Genomic DNA, 18,612 nt, shown 5'->3' on the forward strand with positions numbered 1-18,612 from the left:
AGCCCGCGTCATGGATGCGGGGCGGCGGCGGTCAGATGGTCTTGATCTGCCCGCCGTCGAGGATGAACTCGGCGCCGGTGGTGTTGGCGGAGCGGGCGGAGGCGAGGAAGAGCACCAGGTCGGCGACCTCGCGGGCCTCGGTGACCCGGCCGGTGCTGATCCCCATGCTCTGTGGCACGACCTCGTCGAGCGCCTGCTGGGCGGTGACTCCGGCGCCGGCGGCCACGCTGTGCGCCATGCCGTCCTGTCCGGTCCAGAACGGGGTCCGCACCGGCCCGGGTGAGACGGCGTTGACCCGCACGCCGCGTGGTGCGAACTCCTCCGACAGCGCCTTGGTCAGGTTGGTCACCGCGGCCTTCGCCGCGGAGTAGTCGACCACCGTCGGGAACGGCAGCCGGGCGTTGATGCTGCTGATGTTGACGATCGTCCCGCCGTTTTCCAGCAGAGCGGGCAGGGCCGCCCTGCTGGTGCGCACGACGCTGAAGAAGGTCACGTCGAATATCCGCGCCCACTCGGCGTCGTCCACATCGAGGAAGCTCGACCGGGCGCTGCCGGCGCCGACGTTGTTGACCAGCACGTCCAGCCGTCCGTATGCCGACAGCGCGGCATCGACGAGCCGCTGCGGGGTGCCCGCCTCGGTGATGTCGGCCAGCACCACGGTGGCGCCACGCGCGGCCAGGGCGTCGAGCTCGGGGGTGCTCGTGCGGCTGCTCGTCACCACGTGCGCGCCCTCGTCGAGCAACGCCGCCGCGACGGCCAGACCGATGCCTTTGCTCCCGCCGGTGACGACGGCGACCTTGCCCTGCAGTTCGAGATTCATGAAATTCCCCTTTGTTGACTGATCGGTTCCTAATTTGGGTAACAAAAAGTCAGTCGAGCGCGCCCAGGGCGACCTCCACGGCGTTGTTGAGGAACGCGCGATCCGCGCGGGCCTTGCCCATGACCCGCAGACCCTGCAGGAACGTGGTCAGGAACTGGGCCAGCTCCCGCGGTTTCTTGTCCGCCGCGATGTCCCCGCGGGCCTGGGCCCGCTCCAACGCCCCGGCCAGGGCCGACTCGATCTGGCTCATGGTGCGGGAGACCTGCCGCACCGTGTCCTGGTGTGCCGAGCGCTCCGTGGCCGCATTGACCAGCAGGCACCCCAGCTCCGGATCGGCCAGGTCGGCCTCCGCCAGCTCCAACAGCGCCGCCCGGATGGCCGGACGCACCTGCTCCGCCCGGTCCAGCATCTCGATCAGCCCGGTCGCGTGGCGCTCGCAGTAACGGCGAAGCGCCATCGCGTAGAGCTGCTCCTTGGATCCGAACGCCTTGTACAGGCTGCCCCGGGCGATCCCGAGGCCCTCGACGAGATCCTCCGTCGAGGTCCCCTCGAACCCCTGACGCCAGAACAACTCCATCGCGCGGTCGACTGCCGCGTCGATGTCGAACGTCCTCGGCCTGCCCATGCCACGACCGTACCAATAAGGAACCGATCAGTCAACAACCGTGCTCAAGGATTGGCGCGGCGCCGGAACCTGCCGCTGACTCCGCCGAACAGCGCCATGCCTTTGATCACGACCACCGGCGCCGACGGGTCGACGTTCGGGCTGTTGTGCACGTCGTAGCCACCGAAGATGCCGGCGCCCTGGCAGCGCACCTCGACCCCCTCCGGCAGGATGATCTCTGCCCCGCCGAAGATGGCGTTGATCGTGATCTCGACCTCTTTCGCCTCGAACAGGGCTTCGGTCAGGTCGAACCGCATGCCGCCGAAGACGGCCAGCGCCCTGGTGTTGCGCCGCACGCGCCAGCGGCCCTTGCGCTCGGCCCCGCCGAAGATGGCGACGATGGTGTCGGTCTCGGTGCTCTCGCTCTGCGGCGTGTAGTAGGCCGGGCTCGCGGCCGGACGGTGCTGCTCGACCTGGAGGTCCTGGGTGAGGACGTCGAGCTCTCCCACGGTCTTGGCCTGATAGAGGCTGTCCAGCCGCTCGGAGTACTCGTCGTGGCTCAGCTGGCCCGTGCTCAGGGCTTCCCCGAGCAGGGCGGCGGCCTGGTCCCTGTTGCTGTCCGAGGCGCGTAGATGCGACGTGGGGGAGTCCCGGCGCTGAGGGGGATTTTCCATGCTGGTCACGATAGTTCTCAATCGACCCGGCAGGGAGTTCGTCGCGCTTCGAAATGTTCTTGTAGCCGGTCGACGAAGAGCCGGGTGCCGTCGAGGGCGATCTCGACGGCGAAGGCCCCTTCCCTCGCCCGGGAAGGGGCCTTCGCCGGCCGGATGCCCGCCCCCGCCGGGCTCCCTTTACGCGACGGCGGCGGGAGTCCAGAGACCGTCGATCTCCTGCTGCGCCGTCGCGAGGCTCTTGTCGGCCAGCGGAATCAGCTCGGCCATCGCCGGTGTGACGTAGGAGAGGGTGAGCTCGGCCGTGATGAAGCGGGGCTGCAGGCCCGTCATGGACAGGCCGTGCGGCAGCCACGGCTCCGCGTGGTCCCATCCCTCGCGTGGGGTCCCCGCGCCGTAGCCGCCGCCGCGACTCGCGAGGACCAGGAAGTCACGCCCTCCCAGCAGGCCCTCGCCCGTCGCGGGGTCGTACGACAGCCCGGGGGCGATGAGGTGGTCGACCCAGGACTTGACGGTGCTGGGCGCGCCGTAGTTGTAGAGCGGGAGCCCGAGAACGATCGTGTCGGCCTGCCTCACCTCGCCGATCAACTGTTCCGTCAACCTCCACGAGGCCTCCTGGGCGGGGGTGTGCTGCTCTCGCGGGACTATCCGGGCCAGGCCGCCCTCCTGGTCGAAGTGCGGGAGCGGGGTCCTGCCCAGGTCGCGGTAGGTGACGGTGCCAGCGGGATGCGCGGCGCGCCAGGCGGCGACGGCCCGCGCGGTGAGCTTGCGGCTGACGGAACGCTCGCCCTGGATGCTCGCGTCGATGTGCAGCAAATGAGACATCTGATGACCTTTCACAGATGGTTTGTGCTGCACCAATCATTAGTCTTCCGCGCATCGCAGGTCAAGTCGGCTAGAGTTGGGCCATGACGTCACTGCCCGTCGTCAACCAGCCGGTGCACCGGTGCGGCGCGCTGCTCGAACACCTCGCGCGCCGTCTGCGCCTTCGTTCCGAGTCGGTGCTCGCGCCGCTCGGTCTGCGTCCCCGCCACCTCGTCGCCCTCACGGTGCTGCGGGAACGCGGCGGCAGCACCCAGCAGGCGCTCGCGAGCACGCTGGAGATGGACGGGACGAACGTCGTCGGGCTGCTCAACGACCTGGAAGCCGAGAAACTGATCGAGCGGCGGCGGTCGCCGGAGGATCGCCGCAGGCATCTCGTCGAACTCACCGAGGCCGGCGCGAAGCTACTCGCGAAGGCCGAGTTCGCGCTGGCGGCGGTCGAGGACGAGGTGCTCGGCGCGCTCGACTACGACCAGCGCGAGAGTCTCTACGGCCTGCTCCGGCAGGTCGCCACCGGCAGTGCGGAGGCATGCGCCGAGGTGGCCGCCTGCGACGAAGCCCCACTCTGCTGACAGTGGTGGGGCCGCCGGCCTGCCCGCATTCCTCGCCGTGATCACCCCGGTCGGCCGGGCGTCGGCGTCGATCGTGACCGGGGTCGACCCCCGGCCTGTTCGTGTGAACCCGCGGGGCCCCGGGCACGAAGGGCCCCGCGGGAGTACGGGTCAGCCGTTGATCTCCAGAGCCACGCGTACGGCCGACTCCAGCGCGCCCTCGATCCAGGAGTGCTTGAGCGAGGTGTGCTCGCCGGCGAAGTGCAGCGGGCCCTCGGCGACGGCGATGGCGGGGTGGATCTCGGTCATCTGGCCCGGTGTGAAGACCGCCGCCTCGCCGAAGGCGTAGCGGTTGCGCATCCAGCTCTGGGTCTGGCCGCGGCCGGTGTAGAACTCCGCGATGCGGTCGCCGTGCACCTCCTGGAGCCCGCGCAGCGCGTAGCCGTACCGTTCCTCGTCGTCCATCGAGTCCCAGCGGGTCGCGTCGTCGGCCCACGAGTAGCTGGCCAGCACGACGCCGCCCTCGCTGCCCGGCACCGGGTGCGAGGGGAAGTAGATGAACCGGTTGGCGTTGTCGCAGACCGACCCGCCGCCCATCGTGTGCGTCACCGGCCCGGGGCGGTAGCGTCCGCCGAGCTCGCGCTTCCAGTCCTGCTCGGTGAACTCCCACCAGCGCCTGCGGAACTCCAGCAGCACCTTGGTGGCGGAGTCGTAGTGCAGTTCCATGATCGAGCGGCGCTTGCGATAGGACAGGGCCGGCGCGATCTCGACGTGGCGCAGTGCGGAGAACGGGACCGTGATGATCGCCACGTCTCCCTCGAAGGTCTCCCGCCGCGTCTGCCGGGTGAACTCCGACTCCGTGCTGCCCGCCTCGCTGACCGTCGAGATGCGCACGCGGCGTCCGGACGTCTCGATCCGTACGGCCCTGCGGTCCATGCGGATCTCGTCGCGCAGGCCCGGCTCCAGCGCGTACGGCAGCTCCCTGCTGCCGCCGGCCATCTCCCAGTAGGTCACGGCCGGGTTGACGAGGCTGCGGGTGAGGAACGTGTGCATGAACGACAGCGGCAGCCGGGAGGTGAGGTTCTCCAGCGTGCCGATGGCGTCGATCGCCTCGTCGCCGAGCTTCGCGTGCTCCTTGAGGTAGGCGTACATCGAGTAGCCGTCGAAGTCGTACAGCAGGCGGGCCCAGCCCTCGATCTGCTCGGGCAGCGGCTTGTCGATCCGCTTGCCGCCCCTGCGTACGGAGAAGTAGTCCCTCGCCGGGTCCAGGGCGGTGTCGAGGATCTCGGCCGCGGTCCGGTCGTCCTTGAGGCCGAACGACGCGTTGATTCTGCGTGGATCCTTCGCGTACTCGTCGCGCCGCTGGGTGATGCCGTTGACGTGGAGGAACGTGTGGTTCGCGCGCGGGGGCGCCGTGAAGGCGCCCTTGGACGGGCCGGACCGCCACTCCTGTCCGGTGTAGGAGGTGTAGAGGACCGGCGGCACCGGCCCGCGGGGGACGGCGCCGGGCGGCACGTCGACGTTGTAGAAGGGCCGGCGGGTGATTCCCAGCTTGTCGATGAGCGCCAGCGTCAGCGGGTGGAAGTCCGGGATGCGCATGGCCCCCGCCTCGGCGTACTGCCGCCTGTCCTGGAAGCCCGTCTGGAAGGTCTTGATCCGGCCGCCGATCCGGTTGCCGTTGGCCTCGATGACGGTGACGTGGTGCCCCGCCCGCTTCAGCAGCGTCGCGGCCACCAGGCCGGAGATCCCGGCCCCGACGATCAGGACCTTCTTGGGCGTGCGGGTCTTCGGCAGGCCGTTGTCGATGAGCACCCGCAGGTAACGGTGCTTGAGGTCGTTGCCGTCCTTGTCGACGAGCAGATGGTCGCGCGCCACCTGAAGACAGGTCTGCCAGCGCTGTCCCGCGTACGGCGCGCGCGCCGCCGAGGCGGGGGGCGTGCCCAGGGACGGACTCATGACCGATCCCACCGCGCCCAGCCCGGCCAGCCTGGCGAATCCCCGACGGTCGATTGAGACCACGAACTCCTCCTCCGCGAGTCGACTACGGACAGTGAGTGTCGGGGTCATGGTCACGCGACCGCACGCGACGCGCCGGGGGCGGGCAACTGGTGTCCCAGGCAATGGTCAAGACGAGGGGGCGTCGTCCAGTGTCCGCTCCCAGAACACCTCGTCATGCCATGCGCCGTCGAGGAAGATGTGGGCGTGGGCGACCCCCCAGGGTTGGAAGCCGTTGGCGCGCAGCACCCGCTGCGAGGCCAGGTTGTCCATCCGGGTGTGCGCCTCCGCGCGGTGCAGCCCGAGCTCCTCGGTCATCACGGTGAGTATCCGGCTCACCGCCCGGGTCGCGTGCCCCCGGCCGCTGGAGGCCGAGGCGACCCAGTAGCCCAGGAAGCCCTTCCGGAAGGGGGCGCGCAGGATCGTGCTCACGGTCACCTGACCGACGACCTCGCCGTCCGCGAGGATGACCGCCGGCCAGCGCTCGCCCCGGTCGTGCTCACCGAGCAGCGTCTCGATGCGCCGGCGCTGCCCGGCCTCGGTGTAGAACTCGTCCGGCTGGGCCGGTTCCCGGGTGGCGTTCGCCTGCCTGTCGCGGGCGCGGTGCGCCGCGATCACCCCGGCGTCGTCCACCCGGATGAGCCGGATCGTGGTCTCCTCGTCCGCCATGTGGCCGTTCCTCCGCTTCTGTACCGTCCGCACTGCCGGGCGATCGTAACCCCGCCGGCGCCGTGCGGCAGGCCGGGAAAGTGACGGCTGGACCGGTTCACGCCGTCTCCCTAGCATTGGCCCGTGCGGCTGAACGTCCTCGGTCCCATGGAACTCGTCGTGGCCGGGCAGGCCGTGCCGGCCGGACCGCCCAAGCAGCGGGCGCTCCTGGCCCTCCTCGTGATGAACGCCGATCGAGTGCTCCCCGCGGACGTGCTGACCGACCGGCTCTGGGGCGGCAGCCCGCCCGCGAGCGCGCAGGGCAGCCTTCAGGTGTACGTCTCGAATCTGCGCCGCCGCCTGGAGCCCGGCAGGAAGGCCGGGGCGCCGGCCACGGTCCTGGTAAGCGCGGCGGACGGATACGGCCTGATGACCGGCGGGATCGGCCTCGACACGCGGGACTTCGACGTGCTCGTGTCCACGGGGTCGGGACACCTCGGTAAGGGACGGCACGAGCAGGCGGCGGCCGTGCTCACCGAGGCGCTCGCCCTGTGGCGGGGCGACGCGTACGCGGACGCGCGGTCCGAGGAGTGGGCGCGGCCGGAGATCGCCCGCCTGGAGCAGCTCCGCCTCGACGCGGTCGAAGGGCTGGCGGAGGCGCTGCTGGGGCTGGGGCGCCACACGGACGTGGTCGCGCGGCTCGAACCGTTCGTGCACGACCACCCGCTGCGGGAGCGGGCCTGGGAGCTGCTCGCGCTGGCGCACTATCGGTCGGGCCGCCAGGCGGCGGCGCTGGCGTGCCTGCGCAGGGTGCGCGAGGTGCTGGCGGGCGAGCTGGGCATCGATCCGGGGCCCCGGCTGCGCGAGCTGGAGACCGCCGTGCTGCGCCAGGACGCCGCGCTGACCGCGGTGACCTCGCTGACCGCGGCGGCGAGACCCGCCGCGCCGCCGCCGGGACGGTCCGACTCCGGACGGTCCGACTCCGGACGACGTGACCCGGGACGACGCGACCCGGGGCGACGCGCGGACGACGGGCCGTTCGTGGGACGCGAGAGCGCGCTGGAGTTCCTGGCCGGCGCCGTGACGGCGGCGTCCACGGCCCGGCAGGTCGTGCTCGTGGACGGTGAGCCGGGGGTCGGCAAGACCCGCCTGCTCAGGAGGTTCCGCGCGACGGCCGGCGTCCCGGTGGGATGGGGGTCGAGCCCCGACCACGAGACGGCGCCCGCCCTGTGGCCGTGGGAGCAGGTGCTGCGCGACCTCGCGGACGCGGCGCCCGGCGCCGTCCTGCCCGAGGAGGTCCGCACGTTCCTGTCGGGCGGCGCGGCGGCGATCCCGGCGTACGACGCGCAGGGGGCGCGACTGCGGTTCTTCGAGGCGGTGGGGACGTTCCTGGCCGATCTCGGCCCGGTGGCCGTCGTGCTGGAGGACGTCCACGCGGCCGACGACGCGACGCTGCGCCTGCTGGTCCACGTCGCGTCCACCGCGCGGCCGGGCCTGCTGGTGGTGGCCAGCTTCCGGCGGCACGAGGCGTCGGCGCTGACCGCCACCCTGTCGGCGCTGTCCCGGCTCGGCGCGCGCCGGCTGGGGCTCGACGGGCTCGCGGTCGAGGAGGTACGCGCGCTGGTGCGGGAGCTGTCCGGCCGCGACCCCGGCAGCCGGAAGGCCGAGGAGCTGCGCGGCCGCACCGGGGGAAACCCGTTCTTCCTCGCCGAGCTGGCCCGGGCGGGTGAGGAGCTGCCGCAGGGCGTGCTCGACGTCGTGCTGCACCGGGTGGCCGGGCTGGGGGAGGAGACGGCCGCCCTGCTGGAGCTGGCCGCGGTCGCGGGCGACGAGTTCGAGGCGCGGGTCGTGGCCGAGGTCTCCGGGCGCGACCTGGGTGACCTGGTGCCGTCGCTGGAGGCGGCGCTGGCGGCCGGTCTGATCCGCGAGTCGGGCGCCAGGCTGGGCGGGTACGCGTTCGCGCACGCCCTGGTGACCGACGCGTTGCTGTCGCGCCGCTCCCGGCTGTGGCGGGCGGGCGTGCACGCGCGGCTGGCCGGCGTGCTCACCCATGAGTACGGAGACCGGGACGACCAGGCGGCGGCCATCGCGCGGCACTGGCTGGCGGCGGCCGAGCTGGGCCCGGAGCCGGCCCGCATGGCGATGGACTACGCCGCCCGGGCCGCGCGGGCGGCCATGCGCAGGCACGCGCTCGACGACGCGGCCACCTCATGGCAGGAGGCGCTGGCGGCGGCCGAGCTCGCCGGGGCGGAGGCGGCCGAGCGGTTCGAGCTCGCGGTCGGCCTGGCGGACAGCCGCTACGCCGCCGGGCGGTACGACGAGGGTTATGAGGCGATCGAACAGGCGCTGGCCCTCGCCGGAGACGACCTGGAGCGGGCCGTCAGGGCCGCCGACATCGCGATGGGGCATGGCATCTGGGTCCCCTTCCGGCACAGCCTCGACGTGCGCGTCCTGCGGCAGTCGATGGACCGCGCCGTGCGCGAGCTGCCGCGAGACGCCTCCGCCTGGGCGTCCGCGCAGGCCGTGCGGGCCGTCGTGCTGGCCCAGACCGGCGGTGAGGACCAGGTCGAGCGGGTCTCGTCGCAGGCCGTTGCGGCGGCCGAGCGGCTGGGCGACCCCGCGCTGCTGCGGCGCGTGCTCCATCTGCGGCTACTCGCCATGCAGGGGCAGGACTTCATCGACCAACTGGCCGAGACCGCGCAGCGCCTGCTGGCGCAGCCGGATCTGTCGTCCCAGCTCACCGCGGTCGCGCAGCTCCACCTCGTCGCTCATCTCGTCGAGTACGGCCGGGTGGCGGAGGCGCGCGAGTTGCTGACGGAGACCGACGCCCTGCTGCGCGACCTGCACAACCCGACGCTGGCGCTGCAGGCGGCGATCGCGCACGTGGGGCTCGACCTGTTCCAGGGCGTGCCGGAGCCGACCCGCCACGTCGAGCGGGCCGGGGCGACGTCGTCCTTCTCCGACCTCGCGTACTTCGAGGTGGGCATGCTCGCCGTACGGGCCGAGACGCTCCTCCAGGAGGACCGTCTCAGCGCGGAGGTGGAACAGATCGAGGAGATGTTCCGGCGTACGGGCCTGGCGGGGCTCGCCTACGTCCTGGCGTACGCGCTGGCGGACCTGGGCGAGCGTGAGCGCGCGCTGCGGCTGCTGCGTGAGACCCCTCTCCCGCCGCGCGACTACCACTGGGCGATGGCCACCATGTGTCGGCTGCACGCGGCGATCCGGCTGGGTGAGCTGGACGTCGTGCGGGAGGTCTACGACGCGTTCCGTCCCTTCGCCGGCCTGCTGCACGTCAACGGCACCTGCACCACCGTCGACGGGGCGTACGACGGCCACCTGGGCGAGGCGCTGCTGGCGCTGGGAGACCACGCGGGAGCGCGGGCCCATCTGCGGGAGGCGGTGCGCCTCCTGGAGGAGGCGGGCGCCGGCTACTGGCTGACAAGGGCCCGACAAGCCCTCGACAAGTGCTCATAAGGGCAGGAAACACACGCTGTTCCCCACACACGTGAGGGAGCAGATGATCACACAAGAACACCTCGCCGGCTTCCTGCTGATGCACGCCGGCTTCCGGGCGGAGTTCGGCCGCCTGGCCGAGGCGTGCCGCGGCCCCAGGGACGGCGAGCACGAGGAACTCCTGGAGGAGCAGCTCGCGCTCGTGCTGGAGATGCTCCACGCCCACCACACCCACGAGGACGCCACGCTGTGGCCCACGCTCGTCGCCCACGCCCCGGAGGCGGCGGACGTGCTGGCCGAGCTGGAGTCCGAGCACGCGGTGCTCGACCCGCTCGTGGCGGCCGCCGCCGACCGCGCGGTGCCCCTGCCGGAGCGCGCTCCCGCGCTGCGGCGGCTGCACGAGCTGGTCAACGAGCACCTCGACCACGAGGAGCGCACGGCCGTGCCGCTGATGCTCCGGCACCTCACACCCGACGACATCGAGGCGGACAGGCGCAAGGCGACGGCCGACTTCGGCCGCCGCAGGATCCCCGTCATCTTCGGCTGGCTCGCCTCCAGCGCCGGCCCCGCCCTGCTCACGGCCGCGTTCGCGGACCTGCCGGTCGTGGCCCGGCTGATGTTCCGCCTGTTCTGGTGGCCCGCCTACCAGCGGCGGTTCGCCCGGCTGTACGGCGCCTCCGTCTCGCTGCCCGCACCCCTGGAGTCATGATGACCACCCTGATCAACGCGACCACCCCGGCCACCCCGACCGCCCTGACCACCCTGACCACCCCGGCCGCCTGGCCGTGCGAGGCGGCCGAGCTGTTCGACCGCGCCGTCGTCTGCGAGTACGCCTCGCTCACCCGCGACGGACGGCCCGTCACCTGGCCGGTCACGCCGTACGCCGGCCGGGGCGGCACGCTCGACGTGAGCACCGGCCTCACCTATCCCGACAAGGCGGAGCGGGCCCGCCGCGACCCGCGCGTCGCGCTGCTGTACTCCTCCGCCGAAGGCACCGGCCTCGACCGGCCGCCCGTCGTCCTCGTGCAGGGCCGGGCCGCCGTACGCGACGCCGATCTGCAGGCCAACACCGACAGGTACGTACGGGAGTCCCTGGCCAGGACGGGCTCCGGGTTCGCCGGGATGCCGTGGTTCCTGACGAAGCGGCTGGGGTGGTACTTCGCCCGCATCTATGTGGAGGTGACCCCCGAGCGGATCGTCTGGTGGCCCGAGGGCGACCTGTCCGGGACACCGAAGGTGTGGACCCGGCCCGGTGAGGCGGTCGCGCCCGTCTCCGACCCCGCTCCGAACGGCCCCCGGCTGCCGAGCCGGTCCGTCGCGCCGGCGGACTGGCGGCCCTTCGCCGGCCGCGCGGCCCGTCTGGGCGATCCCGTCGTCACCATGGTCGACGCCGGCGGCATGCCGCTGGCCGTGCGCACCCGCTCGGCCGTACGCACCGAGGCGGGCTTCGACCTGCTGCTGCCCGCGGGCGTCGAGGCCGTCGCGGGGCCGGTGTGCCTCACCTTCCATCGGCACGGCCCGAAGATGGAGTGGCAGGAGAACGTGGTGCTCGTCGGGACCGCGACGGGGGAGGGCGACCGGCTGGCCGTACGGGTCGAGCGGGCCCTGAACGACTGGAGCCTCGCCGGGAGCGGCCGCGAGCGGTTCCGGTCGTTCCTCGGCCAGGGCAGGGTGCTCAGCAAGCGCCTGCGCGCCGAGGCCGGGCGCCGGGGCCAGCCCGTGCCCGTCGTCCGCCGCCCCCGCACCTGATCGACCATGCGGCAGCATGGTGGGATGGCGAAGGGATCACCGCTGTGGCGCGACCGGGATTTCACCGTGTTCTGGGCGTCCCAGACGCTGTCGGTCGCCGGTGACTCCTTCGCCCTCATCGCCGTCCCGCTGCTCGTGCTGCACGTGACCGGGTCGGTCGCGCAGATGGGCCTGCTGACCGGCCTGGCGAGCGCCGCGTCGGTCGCGGCGGGGGTCTTCGCCGGGGTCCTGGTCGACCGGCTCGACCGCAGGCGCCTGCTGATCTGGTGTGACGTGGCGAGGATGGCGTTGTACGGCGTCGTCCCGGTCGCCTGGGCCTTCGGCCCGAAGATCTGGCTGCTCTACGTGGTCCTGCCGCTCAGCGAGGCGATCGGCATGGTCTTCCAGGTCGCGTACGTCACGGCGGTGCGGGGCCTGGTCGACGCGGACCGGATCACCGAGGCCAACGGGCGGCTGTACGCCACCGCCGCCGCGGCGGGAATCGGCGGGCCGCTGCTGGCCGGGGTGGTGGCGGGCTGGTTCGGGCCCACGGCCGCCGTCGCGATCAACGCGGCCAGCTTCGGGGTCTCCGCGCTGGGCGTCCTGCTGATCCGGCTCAGGCGGCAGCCGGCGCCCCCGCCCTCGGCGAAGGAGGCACGGGGGCCCTGGCACGAGCTGCTCGCCGGAGCCCGTTTCCTGTGGCGGCAGCCGGTGCTGCGTGCCCTGACCGTCCTGCTGTCGTTCTTCATCTTCCTGACCCTCGGGCTGACCGACGTGCTGATCTATCACCTCAAGCACGACCTCGGCCAGTCCGACGGCGCCGTGGGGGTGGTGCTCGCGGCCGCCGCGCTGGGCACCGTCGCCGGCTCGCTCCTCGTCGGTCCCGTACGCCGCCGGCTGGGGTTCGGCGCGTCCTGGATCGGGGCGATCGCGGTCGCCGGGCTCGCCATCGTGGGGCTCGGCGTGTCCACCGGTGTCCCCGTGGCCGGGGCGGCGGCCGCCGCCTACCTCGCCTGCGTCAGCGTGGCCGGGATCTGCTCGATGTCGCTGCGCCAGCAGGTCACCCCCGACCACCTGCTGGGCAGGGTCACCTCGGCCTTCTGGACGATCCACTTCTCGCTGGGCCCGGCGGGGGCGGCCGTGCTGACCTGGGGCGCGCAGAGTCACGGCGTCGAGGTGGTCTGCCTGCTGGCGGGGGCGGCCTGCCTGCTGATCGCGTTCGCCGCGTTCTTCACGCCCATCCGCCAGCAGAACCCGGAGCTGTCCGGCGCCACCGGCTGACGGCTCACGTCCCGCGGCCCGGCCTGACCCCGCCCCTCAGCGGCCCGGCCCGGACGGCTCCCGGTCGACCAGGCGGCGAACCAGGTCCACCGCGCTCGCGAGCGTCTCCCGCTCGGAGGGGGACAGCGTGTCCTCGATCGCCTCGGCGAGCCAGTCGGCCCGCCGGGTGCGCACCTGTTCCAGGGCGTCGAGCCCGGCGGTGGTCAGCGAGACGGGGGCCTTTCGGCCGTCGACGGGATGGGTGCCGCGTTCGGCGAGCCCCTGGTCGATCAGCTGGCCGACGGTGCGCGCCATCGACTGCGGGCGCACCCCCCGGGCGGCGGCGAGGTCACTGGTGGTCATCGGGCCCTGCCGGCCGAGTAGACCGATCACCGCGATGATCCCCGGAGGCATCGGGTCGTCCTCGCGCACCCGCCTCACCAGTTGCCCGACCACGAGCCGCAGCTCGGCGGCGACCTCGGACGCGTCCCTCATGGGGCTCAGCGTAACCGAACTGTACAGCCTTGCTGGCAATATATTCAGCATGACTGTACAGTTCAGCTGTCTATCTCTGGCCGGCTGACTATCCCTGAAGGAGCTCACATGCCCGTCACGCTGCTCGACGACCGCACGGCCGTCGTCCTGATCGACCTGCAGAAGGGGATCACCGCCCTGCCCACCGCGCATCCGGCGGCCGAGGTCGTCGCCAACGCCGCCCGGCTCGCGGGGGCCGCCCGCGAGCGCGGCCTTCCGGTCGTACGGGTGCGGGTGGCGTTCTCCCCCGACGGCGGTGACGTGCTGCGGGCCCGGACGGACGCGCCCGGGCCCGCGATCGCGCCCGCCCCGGACTTCGCCGAGTACGACGAGCGCGTGCCGGACGGGCCGACCGACATCGCGATCACCAAGCGCGGCTGGGACGCCTTCCACGGCACCGAACTCGACCTGCAACTGCGCCGCCGGAAGATCACGGGGATCGTGCTGGCGGGGATCTCCACCAGCATCGGCGTGGAGTCCACCGCGCGCGGCGCCCGGGAGCGGGGCTACGAGATCGCGGTGGCCTCCGACGCGGTCACCGACCTGGTCGTCTCGGCCCACGAGAACGCTCTCGGGGTGATCCTGCCGAGGATCGCGCAGATCGACACGACCGAGTCGATCCTGGCCGCCTTCGCCTGAACAGCCTCAGCGGCCTGACCCTTCAGCGAGCGGCGCCGAAGGCGGAGGCCAGGGCCGTACGCAGGGTGTCGTGCTCCTTCGCGTCGGGCCGGAGGGAGTCCGACGCCCAGGCCACGTAGCAGTCGGGGCGCAGGAGCACAGCGGTGGGGGCACTGCGCAGCTCGGTGGGGGGGCCGTCCTGGCTCGTCTTGGCGGTGACGAGGTCCACGCGGTCGCGCCGGCCGTCGAGAGCCCCGGCGAGCGCGGCGTCCGGCGTGAGGTCGATGAGGAGCGGCCGGGCGGTTCTGGTCAGCTCGGCCAGCCGCACGGAGCCGGTCGCTGTCTCCAGCACCAGGTCGGGGGCGGGGCGCCCGGTGAGGGGGTGGGTCCCTTCGAGGTCATATCTGATGTCCGCCCCGGACATCATGTCCGCGATGTGCTTGGTGGTCCGCTCGTCGCCCAGCAGCTCGGTGAACAGCGCGCGCAGCGCCGTGACCTCAGGCCCGGGGGCGATGAGCGCCGACTGCGCTTGCGTGTGCATGACCACGCGCTCCGCGGCGGGGCGCCGCTCGGTCTCGTACGTGTCGAGCAGTCCGGGCGGGGCCCAGCCGTGGATCTCCGCCGCCAGCTTCCAGCCCAGGTTGATCGCGTCCTGGAGGCCCAGGTTGAGGCCGGGGCCGCCGATCGCGCTGTGCACGTGCGCGGCGTCGCCCAGCAGCAGCACCCGGCCGTCGCGGAAGCGCTCGGCCAGGCGGGTGTTGCCGCCGCTCACGCGGCGCAACTGGTGCGGGCCGGGGCCCTCGGGCGGGCCGAACGGCAGGTCGACGCCGAGCACGCGGCGCACGCTGTCTCTCAGCTCGTCCAGGCTCATCGGCTGGTCGCCGCCGTCCTGGTTCCACTCGGTGGCGTGCACGAGCGTTCCGGTGGGGAACGGCGCGTACACGAACAGCCCGTGGTCGGTGCGGTGGTGCATGAACGGGGGGATCGGCCCGTAGCCGGGCACGTTCAGCCCGCCGGTGACCGGGTCGATCAGCTCGGCGGGGACGGTGACGTGCGCGCCGCGGGAGACCGAGCCGTCCCTGGTCACTCCGGGGAAGCCGATGTCGCACAGCTTGCGGGTGATGCTGCGCCCGCCGTCCGCGCCGACGAAGTGGCGGGTGCGCAGCCGATAGGAGCCCTCGGGACCGGCGATCTCCGCGTCGACGCCGTCCTCGTCCTGGGAGAGGCCGGTCAGCTCGTGTCCCCGGCGGATCTCCACGCCGAGTTCGAGGGCGCGCTCCGCAAGCACCTGCTCGATCCGGTGCTGCGGCACCGGCAGGCCGTACATCGGGTTGTCGTCGAGCCTGCTCAGGTCGAGGGGCATCGCACCGAACACGAAGGCCGGGCTCGGCCGGGGCGGCTCGGCGCCGCCGCTGAGGCGTTCGTAGAGCCCACGGCGGTCGAGTGCGCGTACGACCTGGCCGACGAGTCCGTTGGCCCGGTTCTCCTTGGTCTGCCCGTTCAGGCGTTCCAGCACGATCGGCCGCACTCCGGCCAGGCTCAGCTCGCAGGCGAGCATCAGCCCGTTCGGTCCGGCTCCGGCGATCACGACGTCGGCGGTCATGGCGGTCCTCCTTGGGGATTCGGCGGGCATGGCGAATGAAGGCGTGGCGAAGGGAAGGCGTGGCGGGTGGAAGGCGTGGCGGGTGGAAGGCAGGGCGGGTGGAAGGCAGGGCGAATTCGCGGCATGGCGAACGACGGGACGGCGTGGTCGCCTACGGCGCCCCGCGTCAGTCAGGGCGTGAAAGGCCGAGCGGCGGGCCGGCGTGGCACGTCACTTCGCGAGTGGGGGAAAGCCCCCGCGGGGGCGTCCTTCTGTCAGGGCCGCGCTTCTGTCAGGGCTCGGGCAGCCCGGCGGACAGCCGGTCGAGCGCGTCCTCGATGAGTGGTTTGACGGGCACGGGCGGGTCGCTCCGCAACCAATGGTCCATCGCCACCCTGATCGCGGCCCCGGCCGCGCCCGCCACCAGGCGCGGGTAGAGGTCGCGGGCGACGTCGGTGCCGGTCCGCTCGGCGATGGCCGCCGCCAGCTCGTCCTCGGCGATGGCGTCGGCCTTGAGCATCTCGCCCTGCAGCGAGGGCTCGCTGATCATGAGCCGGATGCCGGTCTGCCACTGCTGGTCCGGCTGCCTGGCGTCGTACTCCGCACCCATCGCGAGCTGGGTGACTACGGCGATCTTGATGGCCTCCCACAGGGACTCCGACGCCGGACGGCGGCGCAGCTCCTGTGCGATCAGGCGGGCGCGGTCGAGGTGCCTGGCGGCAATCGCCTCGCCCTTGCTGGAGAAGTAGTTGTTGAAGGTCCGCGGAGCCACGCGGGCCTCCGCGGCGATGTCCTCCACGCGTACGTTCTCCAGTCCGCGCTCCACGGCGAGCCGGATCGCCGCCCAGCTCAACGCGATGCGCGTCTCCTGTTTCTTGCGCTCGCGCAGCCCCGGACGCTCGCCTTCCCTGCTCACAGGACCACCATACAACTACTTGCGTACAACGCAAAGATGCGTGAGACGTAAATTTGCGCGAGCCGCACTTTGTGCCGAGGGATGCTTCAGTCGCGGGCGCCGGTCAGGCGGATGAACTCCTCCAGGGAGAACCGGCCGTCGGCGTCCACGTCGGCGTCCCGGTCGAGCGCGCCGATCGCCTCCGGCGGCAGGGCGGGAAAGTGTGACCGCAGCTCCGCCTCGGTGATGAAGCCGTCGCCGTCGCCGTCGATCGCGTCGAATTCACGCTTGAGGGTCTCGAACCGCTCGTGGCTGAGTTCGTGAGTCACAACGACCTGCCTTCGCACCGGGGGACGACACCAGACAACCTATGCCGTACGGCGCAAAAGTTCGATGGCGGGCCAGGTTCGCCACCAGCGGCCTCAGCGGCTCACGGCGATCTCCCGCTCCACGTGCGACAGCTTCTCGGGATTGCGCACGTGGTAGACGCCGGTGACGTAGCCGTTCTCGATCCGCATCGCCAGCACGCCGTCGATCTCCCCGTCGACTCGGACGAGCAGCCCAGGGCCGCCGTTGATCTGCACCACTTCGACCGACCTTACGGCGTCGCGCCGCCACCAGCGGACGGCCAGCAGGCGAGCCACCTGGCGGACCCCCACGATGGGCTGAAGCAGGGCGTGTCTGATGCCGCCGCCGTCGCTCAGGGCGACGACGTCCGGGGCGAGGATGTCGAGCAGGCTCTGCAGGTCGCCGGTCTCCACCGCTCGCTGGAAGGCGTGGAGTGCGGCTTGGGTCTCGGCCGGTGAGGCCATGCCGCGTGGCCGGCGCACGGCGACGTGTGCGCGTGCCCGGTGGGCGATCTGGCGGACCGCGGCCTGGCTCTTGCCGACGGCCTCGGCGATCTCGTCGTAGTCCAGGTCGAACACCTCACGCAGCACGAACACCGCTCGCTCGGTCGGTGACAGCGTCTCCAGCACCAGCAGCATCGCCATCGAGACACTGTCGGCCAGCTCGACGTCCTCGGCCACGTCGGGCGCGGTCAGCAGCGGCTCGGGCAGCCACGGGCCGACGTAGGACTCCCTGCGCCGCCCGAGCGCACGCAGCCGGTCAAGCGCCTGCCGAGTGACGATCCGCACCAGAAAGGCGCGCTTGTCCCGCACGGTGTCCAGGTCGACGCTCGCCCATCGGAGCCAGGTCTCCTGCAACACGTCCTCGGCGTCGGCGGCCGAACCGAGCATCTCGTAGGCGACGGTGAACAGCAGGTTGCGGTGGGCGACGAACGCCTCCGTGGCCGACTCCACGGCGTCCAAGGCGTCCTGGGTGTCGAAGGTGTCCGCGGTGTCGGCGGGGTCGGCGGGGTCGGCGCGATCGCGTGGCGCGGCTGTGTATGCGGATCGATCGCCTCGCTCGCTCATGCCGTGGCTTCTCCTGTCCGCTTCCATCCCTGCCACACGCACAGGACGCCGGTGTCCGCCGGTTTGTGACACCCATGATCGGTGGTTCACGTCACACGAGCGCGTTGTCACAGGGGCCGGAGCGCCGGCGTCTCGTGTTCGTCAGGACGCCGCGCGAACGATCGGGCGGCACGCGACACCACGAATGGTGATCGAGAGAAGGGAAGGCATCGCCATGCCCGCACCCACGACGAGCATCGGCAAATTCGCAGTGGCGGGAGCGACCGGGCGGCTGGGACGCCACGTCGTCGACGTCCTCGCTGAACGGGGCTACCAGGTCGTTCCGATGTCCCGAGCCACCGGCGTGGACGTCGTCACCGGTGAAGGCCTCGCCGAGGCGATCACGGGGGTCGACGTCATCGTCGACGTCGCGTCGTGGCATGCCTCCGAGCAGGAGGCGGCGACGGAGTTCTTCCGCACCTCGACCCGCAACCTGCACGAGACCGGCCGGAAGGCGGGAGCCGGCCGGATCGTCATCGCCTCCATCATTGGCGTGGACAAGGCCACCGCCGGTTTCGGCGTCGCCAAGCAGGTGCACGAGGAGCTCAACCTGTCCGGCCCGCTGCCCGCTCGCATCCTGCGGGCCGCGCAGTTCCACGAATTCGTCGGTCAGCTCCTGGACTGGCAGCAGGGCGAGGTCGCCTACGTCCCGAAGTGGCCCAGCCAGCTCGTGGCCTGCCGTACGGTGGCCGAGGCGCTGGTCGACCTGGCCACCGACCCCGGCGCGCCCGCCCAGCCCGCTTCCGGAACGCCGATCCCCGAGATCGCCGGGCCGCGCAAGGAGATCATTTCCGAGGCGGCCGGGCTTCTCGGCGCCCGCCGGGGCATCAAGGTCGTCGGCGTCGACGACCCCGGCCTGCCCGATGCCGAATACGCCGCCGGCGGCGGCCTCCTGCCCGGCCCGCACGCCAGGCTCGCCGGCCCCACCTTCCAGGAATGGCTCGCCACCCAGCCCTGACACGGACGGAGCCGGCCGG

Annotated in this window: 18 protein-coding genes; 7 read left to right on the forward strand and 11 right to left on the reverse strand. The window is 72.2% G+C overall.

The window, feature by feature from the left end; genetic code table 11:
- Window positions 1-31: 31 nt before the first annotated feature.
- From FLX07_RS26750 to FLX07_RS26765, 4 genes are all read right to left on the reverse strand, one after another.
- Window positions 32-820, reverse strand: coding sequence for an oxidoreductase (locus FLX07_RS26750; protein ID WP_142574431.1), 789 nt, complete (start codon window positions 818-820; stop codon window positions 32-34).
- A gap of 49 nt (window positions 821-869) precedes the next feature.
- Window positions 870-1,445 carry a TetR/AcrR family transcriptional regulator gene (locus FLX07_RS26755; protein ID WP_142574432.1) on the reverse strand — a complete coding sequence of 192 codons (576 nt, stop codon included), beginning with the start codon at window positions 1,443-1,445 and terminating at the stop codon, window positions 870-872.
- 44 nt (window positions 1,446-1,489) lie between these two features.
- On the reverse strand, window positions 1,490-2,098 hold the full coding sequence (locus FLX07_RS26760) for a DUF1707 SHOCT-like domain-containing protein (protein WP_142574433.1): 609 nt from the start codon (window positions 2,096-2,098) through the stop codon (window positions 1,490-1,492).
- 177 nt (window positions 2,099-2,275) lie between these two features.
- Window positions 2,276-2,920, reverse strand: coding sequence for an FMN-dependent NADH-azoreductase (locus FLX07_RS26765; protein WP_142574434.1), 645 nt, complete (start codon window positions 2,918-2,920; stop codon window positions 2,276-2,278).
- An 83-nt stretch (window positions 2,921-3,003) separates the two neighbouring features.
- Between FLX07_RS26765 and FLX07_RS26770 the strand changes: the two genes are divergently transcribed.
- Window positions 3,004-3,489: a MarR family winged helix-turn-helix transcriptional regulator gene (locus FLX07_RS26770; protein ID WP_142574435.1), complete on the forward strand. Its 486-nt coding sequence runs from the start codon at window positions 3,004-3,006 to the stop codon at window positions 3,487-3,489.
- A gap of 150 nt (window positions 3,490-3,639) precedes the next feature.
- Here the strand turns inward: FLX07_RS26770 and FLX07_RS26775 are convergent, their stop codons facing one another.
- Both FLX07_RS26775 and FLX07_RS26780 read right to left on the reverse strand, forming a co-directional pair.
- On the reverse strand, window positions 3,640-5,487 hold the full coding sequence (locus FLX07_RS26775) for an FAD-dependent oxidoreductase (RefSeq protein ID WP_208762409.1): 1,848 nt from the start codon (window positions 5,485-5,487) through the stop codon (window positions 3,640-3,642).
- A 105-nt stretch (window positions 5,488-5,592) separates the two neighbouring features.
- Window positions 5,593-6,132 (reverse strand): GNAT family N-acetyltransferase, encoded by a 540-nt coding sequence (locus FLX07_RS26780; protein WP_142574436.1) that lies wholly within the window; start codon window positions 6,130-6,132, stop codon window positions 5,593-5,595.
- Between the two features lie 123 nt (window positions 6,133-6,255).
- Between FLX07_RS26780 and FLX07_RS26785 the strand changes: the two genes are divergently transcribed.
- From FLX07_RS26785 to FLX07_RS26800, 4 genes are read left to right on the forward strand one after another with little or no spacing between them, the layout of a single operon-like run.
- Window positions 6,256-9,585, forward strand: coding sequence for an ATP-binding protein (locus FLX07_RS26785; protein WP_142574437.1), 3,330 nt, complete (start codon window positions 6,256-6,258; stop codon window positions 9,583-9,585).
- A 43-nt stretch (window positions 9,586-9,628) separates the two neighbouring features.
- Window positions 9,629-10,273: a hemerythrin domain-containing protein gene (locus tag FLX07_RS26790; protein WP_142574438.1), complete on the forward strand. Its 645-nt coding sequence runs from the start codon at window positions 9,629-9,631 to the stop codon at window positions 10,271-10,273.
- Window positions 10,270-11,313 (forward strand): pyridoxamine 5'-phosphate oxidase family protein, encoded by a 1,044-nt coding sequence (locus FLX07_RS26795; RefSeq protein WP_208762410.1) that lies wholly within the window; start codon window positions 10,270-10,272, stop codon window positions 11,311-11,313. The genes FLX07_RS26790 and FLX07_RS26795 overlap by 4 nt, the downstream gene beginning before the upstream one ends.
- Window positions 11,314-11,337: 24 nt before the next feature.
- Window positions 11,338-12,573 carry an MFS transporter gene (locus tag FLX07_RS26800; protein WP_208762411.1) on the forward strand — a complete coding sequence of 412 codons (1,236 nt, stop codon included), beginning with the start codon at window positions 11,338-11,340 and terminating at the stop codon, window positions 12,571-12,573.
- 36 nt (window positions 12,574-12,609) lie between these two features.
- Here FLX07_RS26800 and FLX07_RS26805 read toward each other — a convergent pair whose 3' ends face one another.
- Complete coding sequence (locus FLX07_RS26805; protein WP_142574440.1) at window positions 12,610-13,047, reverse strand: MarR family winged helix-turn-helix transcriptional regulator; 438 nt, start codon at window positions 13,045-13,047, stop codon at window positions 12,610-12,612.
- 108 nt (window positions 13,048-13,155) lie between these two features.
- Here FLX07_RS26805 and FLX07_RS26810 point away from each other — a divergent pair, with 108 nt between their 5' ends.
- The gene (locus FLX07_RS26810) at window positions 13,156-13,725 is read left to right on the forward strand and encodes an isochorismatase family protein (protein WP_142574441.1); all 570 of its coding nucleotides are present in this window, start codon (window positions 13,156-13,158) and stop codon (window positions 13,723-13,725) included.
- Between the two features lie 22 nt (window positions 13,726-13,747).
- On the opposite strand, the gene FLX07_RS26815 is transcribed toward FLX07_RS26810, so the two are convergent.
- The 4 genes from FLX07_RS26815 to FLX07_RS26830 form a co-directional block, all read right to left on the reverse strand.
- Complete coding sequence (locus FLX07_RS26815) at window positions 13,748-15,307, reverse strand: FAD-dependent monooxygenase (RefSeq protein ID WP_142574442.1); 1,560 nt, start codon at window positions 15,305-15,307, stop codon at window positions 13,748-13,750.
- A gap of 271 nt (window positions 15,308-15,578) precedes the next feature.
- Window positions 15,579-16,202 (reverse strand): acyl-CoA-like ligand-binding transcription factor, encoded by a 624-nt coding sequence (locus FLX07_RS26820; RefSeq protein WP_142574443.1) that lies wholly within the window; start codon window positions 16,200-16,202, stop codon window positions 15,579-15,581.
- Between the two features lie 86 nt (window positions 16,203-16,288).
- The gene (locus tag FLX07_RS26825; protein WP_142574444.1) at window positions 16,289-16,510 is read right to left on the reverse strand and encodes an EF-hand domain-containing protein; all 222 of its coding nucleotides are present in this window, start codon (window positions 16,508-16,510) and stop codon (window positions 16,289-16,291) included.
- Window positions 16,511-16,603: 93 nt separating this feature from the next.
- Window positions 16,604-17,419: an RNA polymerase sigma-70 factor gene (locus FLX07_RS26830; RefSeq protein ID WP_229689562.1), complete on the reverse strand. Its 816-nt coding sequence runs from the start codon at window positions 17,417-17,419 to the stop codon at window positions 16,604-16,606.
- A 391-nt stretch (window positions 17,420-17,810) separates the two neighbouring features.
- Between FLX07_RS26830 and FLX07_RS26835 the strand changes: the two genes are divergently transcribed.
- Window positions 17,811-18,593 carry an SDR family oxidoreductase gene (locus tag FLX07_RS26835; RefSeq protein ID WP_142574446.1) on the forward strand — a complete coding sequence of 261 codons (783 nt, stop codon included), beginning with the start codon at window positions 17,811-17,813 and terminating at the stop codon, window positions 18,591-18,593.
- The last annotated feature ends 19 nt before the right edge of the window (window positions 18,594-18,612 follow it).

This window comes from Microbispora bryophytorum (genome assembly GCF_006874465.1).
Classification (GTDB): domain Bacteria; phylum Actinomycetota; class Actinomycetes; order Streptosporangiales; family Streptosporangiaceae; genus Microbispora; species Microbispora bryophytorum.

What these genes read in the sequence shown, in the direction of transcription:
- FLX07_RS26770 (WP_142574435.1), top strand. Translation starts at nt 3,004, where the DNA reads ATGACGTCACTGCCCGTCGTCAACCAGCCGGTGCACCGGTGCGGCGCG.
- FLX07_RS26750 (WP_142574431.1), bottom strand. Translation starts at nt 820, where the DNA reads ATGAATCTCGAACTGCAGGGCAAGGTCGCCGTCGTCACCGGCGGGAGC.
- FLX07_RS26765 (WP_142574434.1), bottom strand. Translation starts at nt 2,920, where the DNA reads ATGTCTCATTTGCTGCACATCGACGCGAGCATCCAGGGCGAGCGTTCC.
- FLX07_RS26755 (WP_142574432.1), bottom strand. Translation starts at nt 1,445, where the DNA reads ATGGGCAGGCCGAGGACGTTCGACATCGACGCGGCAGTCGACCGCGCG.
- FLX07_RS26760 (WP_142574433.1), bottom strand. Translation starts at nt 2,098, where the DNA reads ATGGAAAATCCCCCTCAGCGCCGGGACTCCCCCACGTCGCATCTACGC.
- FLX07_RS26780 (WP_142574436.1), bottom strand. Translation starts at nt 6,132, where the DNA reads ATGGCGGACGAGGAGACCACGATCCGGCTCATCCGGGTGGACGACGCC.
- FLX07_RS26790 (WP_142574438.1), top strand. Translation starts at nt 9,629, where the DNA reads ATGATCACACAAGAACACCTCGCCGGCTTCCTGCTGATGCACGCCGGC.
- FLX07_RS26810 (WP_142574441.1), top strand. Translation starts at nt 13,156, where the DNA reads ATGCCCGTCACGCTGCTCGACGACCGCACGGCCGTCGTCCTGATCGAC.
- FLX07_RS26815 (WP_142574442.1), bottom strand. Translation starts at nt 15,307, where the DNA reads ATGACCGCCGACGTCGTGATCGCCGGAGCCGGACCGAACGGGCTGATG.
- FLX07_RS26805 (WP_142574440.1), bottom strand. Translation starts at nt 13,047, where the DNA reads ATGAGGGACGCGTCCGAGGTCGCCGCCGAGCTGCGGCTCGTGGTCGGG.
- FLX07_RS26795 (WP_208762410.1), top strand. Translation starts at nt 10,270, where the DNA reads ATGATGACCACCCTGATCAACGCGACCACCCCGGCCACCCCGACCGCC.
- FLX07_RS26835 (WP_142574446.1), top strand. Translation starts at nt 17,811, where the DNA reads ATGCCCGCACCCACGACGAGCATCGGCAAATTCGCAGTGGCGGGAGCG.
- FLX07_RS26830 (WP_229689562.1), bottom strand. Translation starts at nt 17,419, where the DNA reads ATGCTCGGTTCGGCCGCCGACGCCGAGGACGTGTTGCAGGAGACCTGG.
- FLX07_RS26800 (WP_208762411.1), top strand. Translation starts at nt 11,338, where the DNA reads ATGGCGAAGGGATCACCGCTGTGGCGCGACCGGGATTTCACCGTGTTC.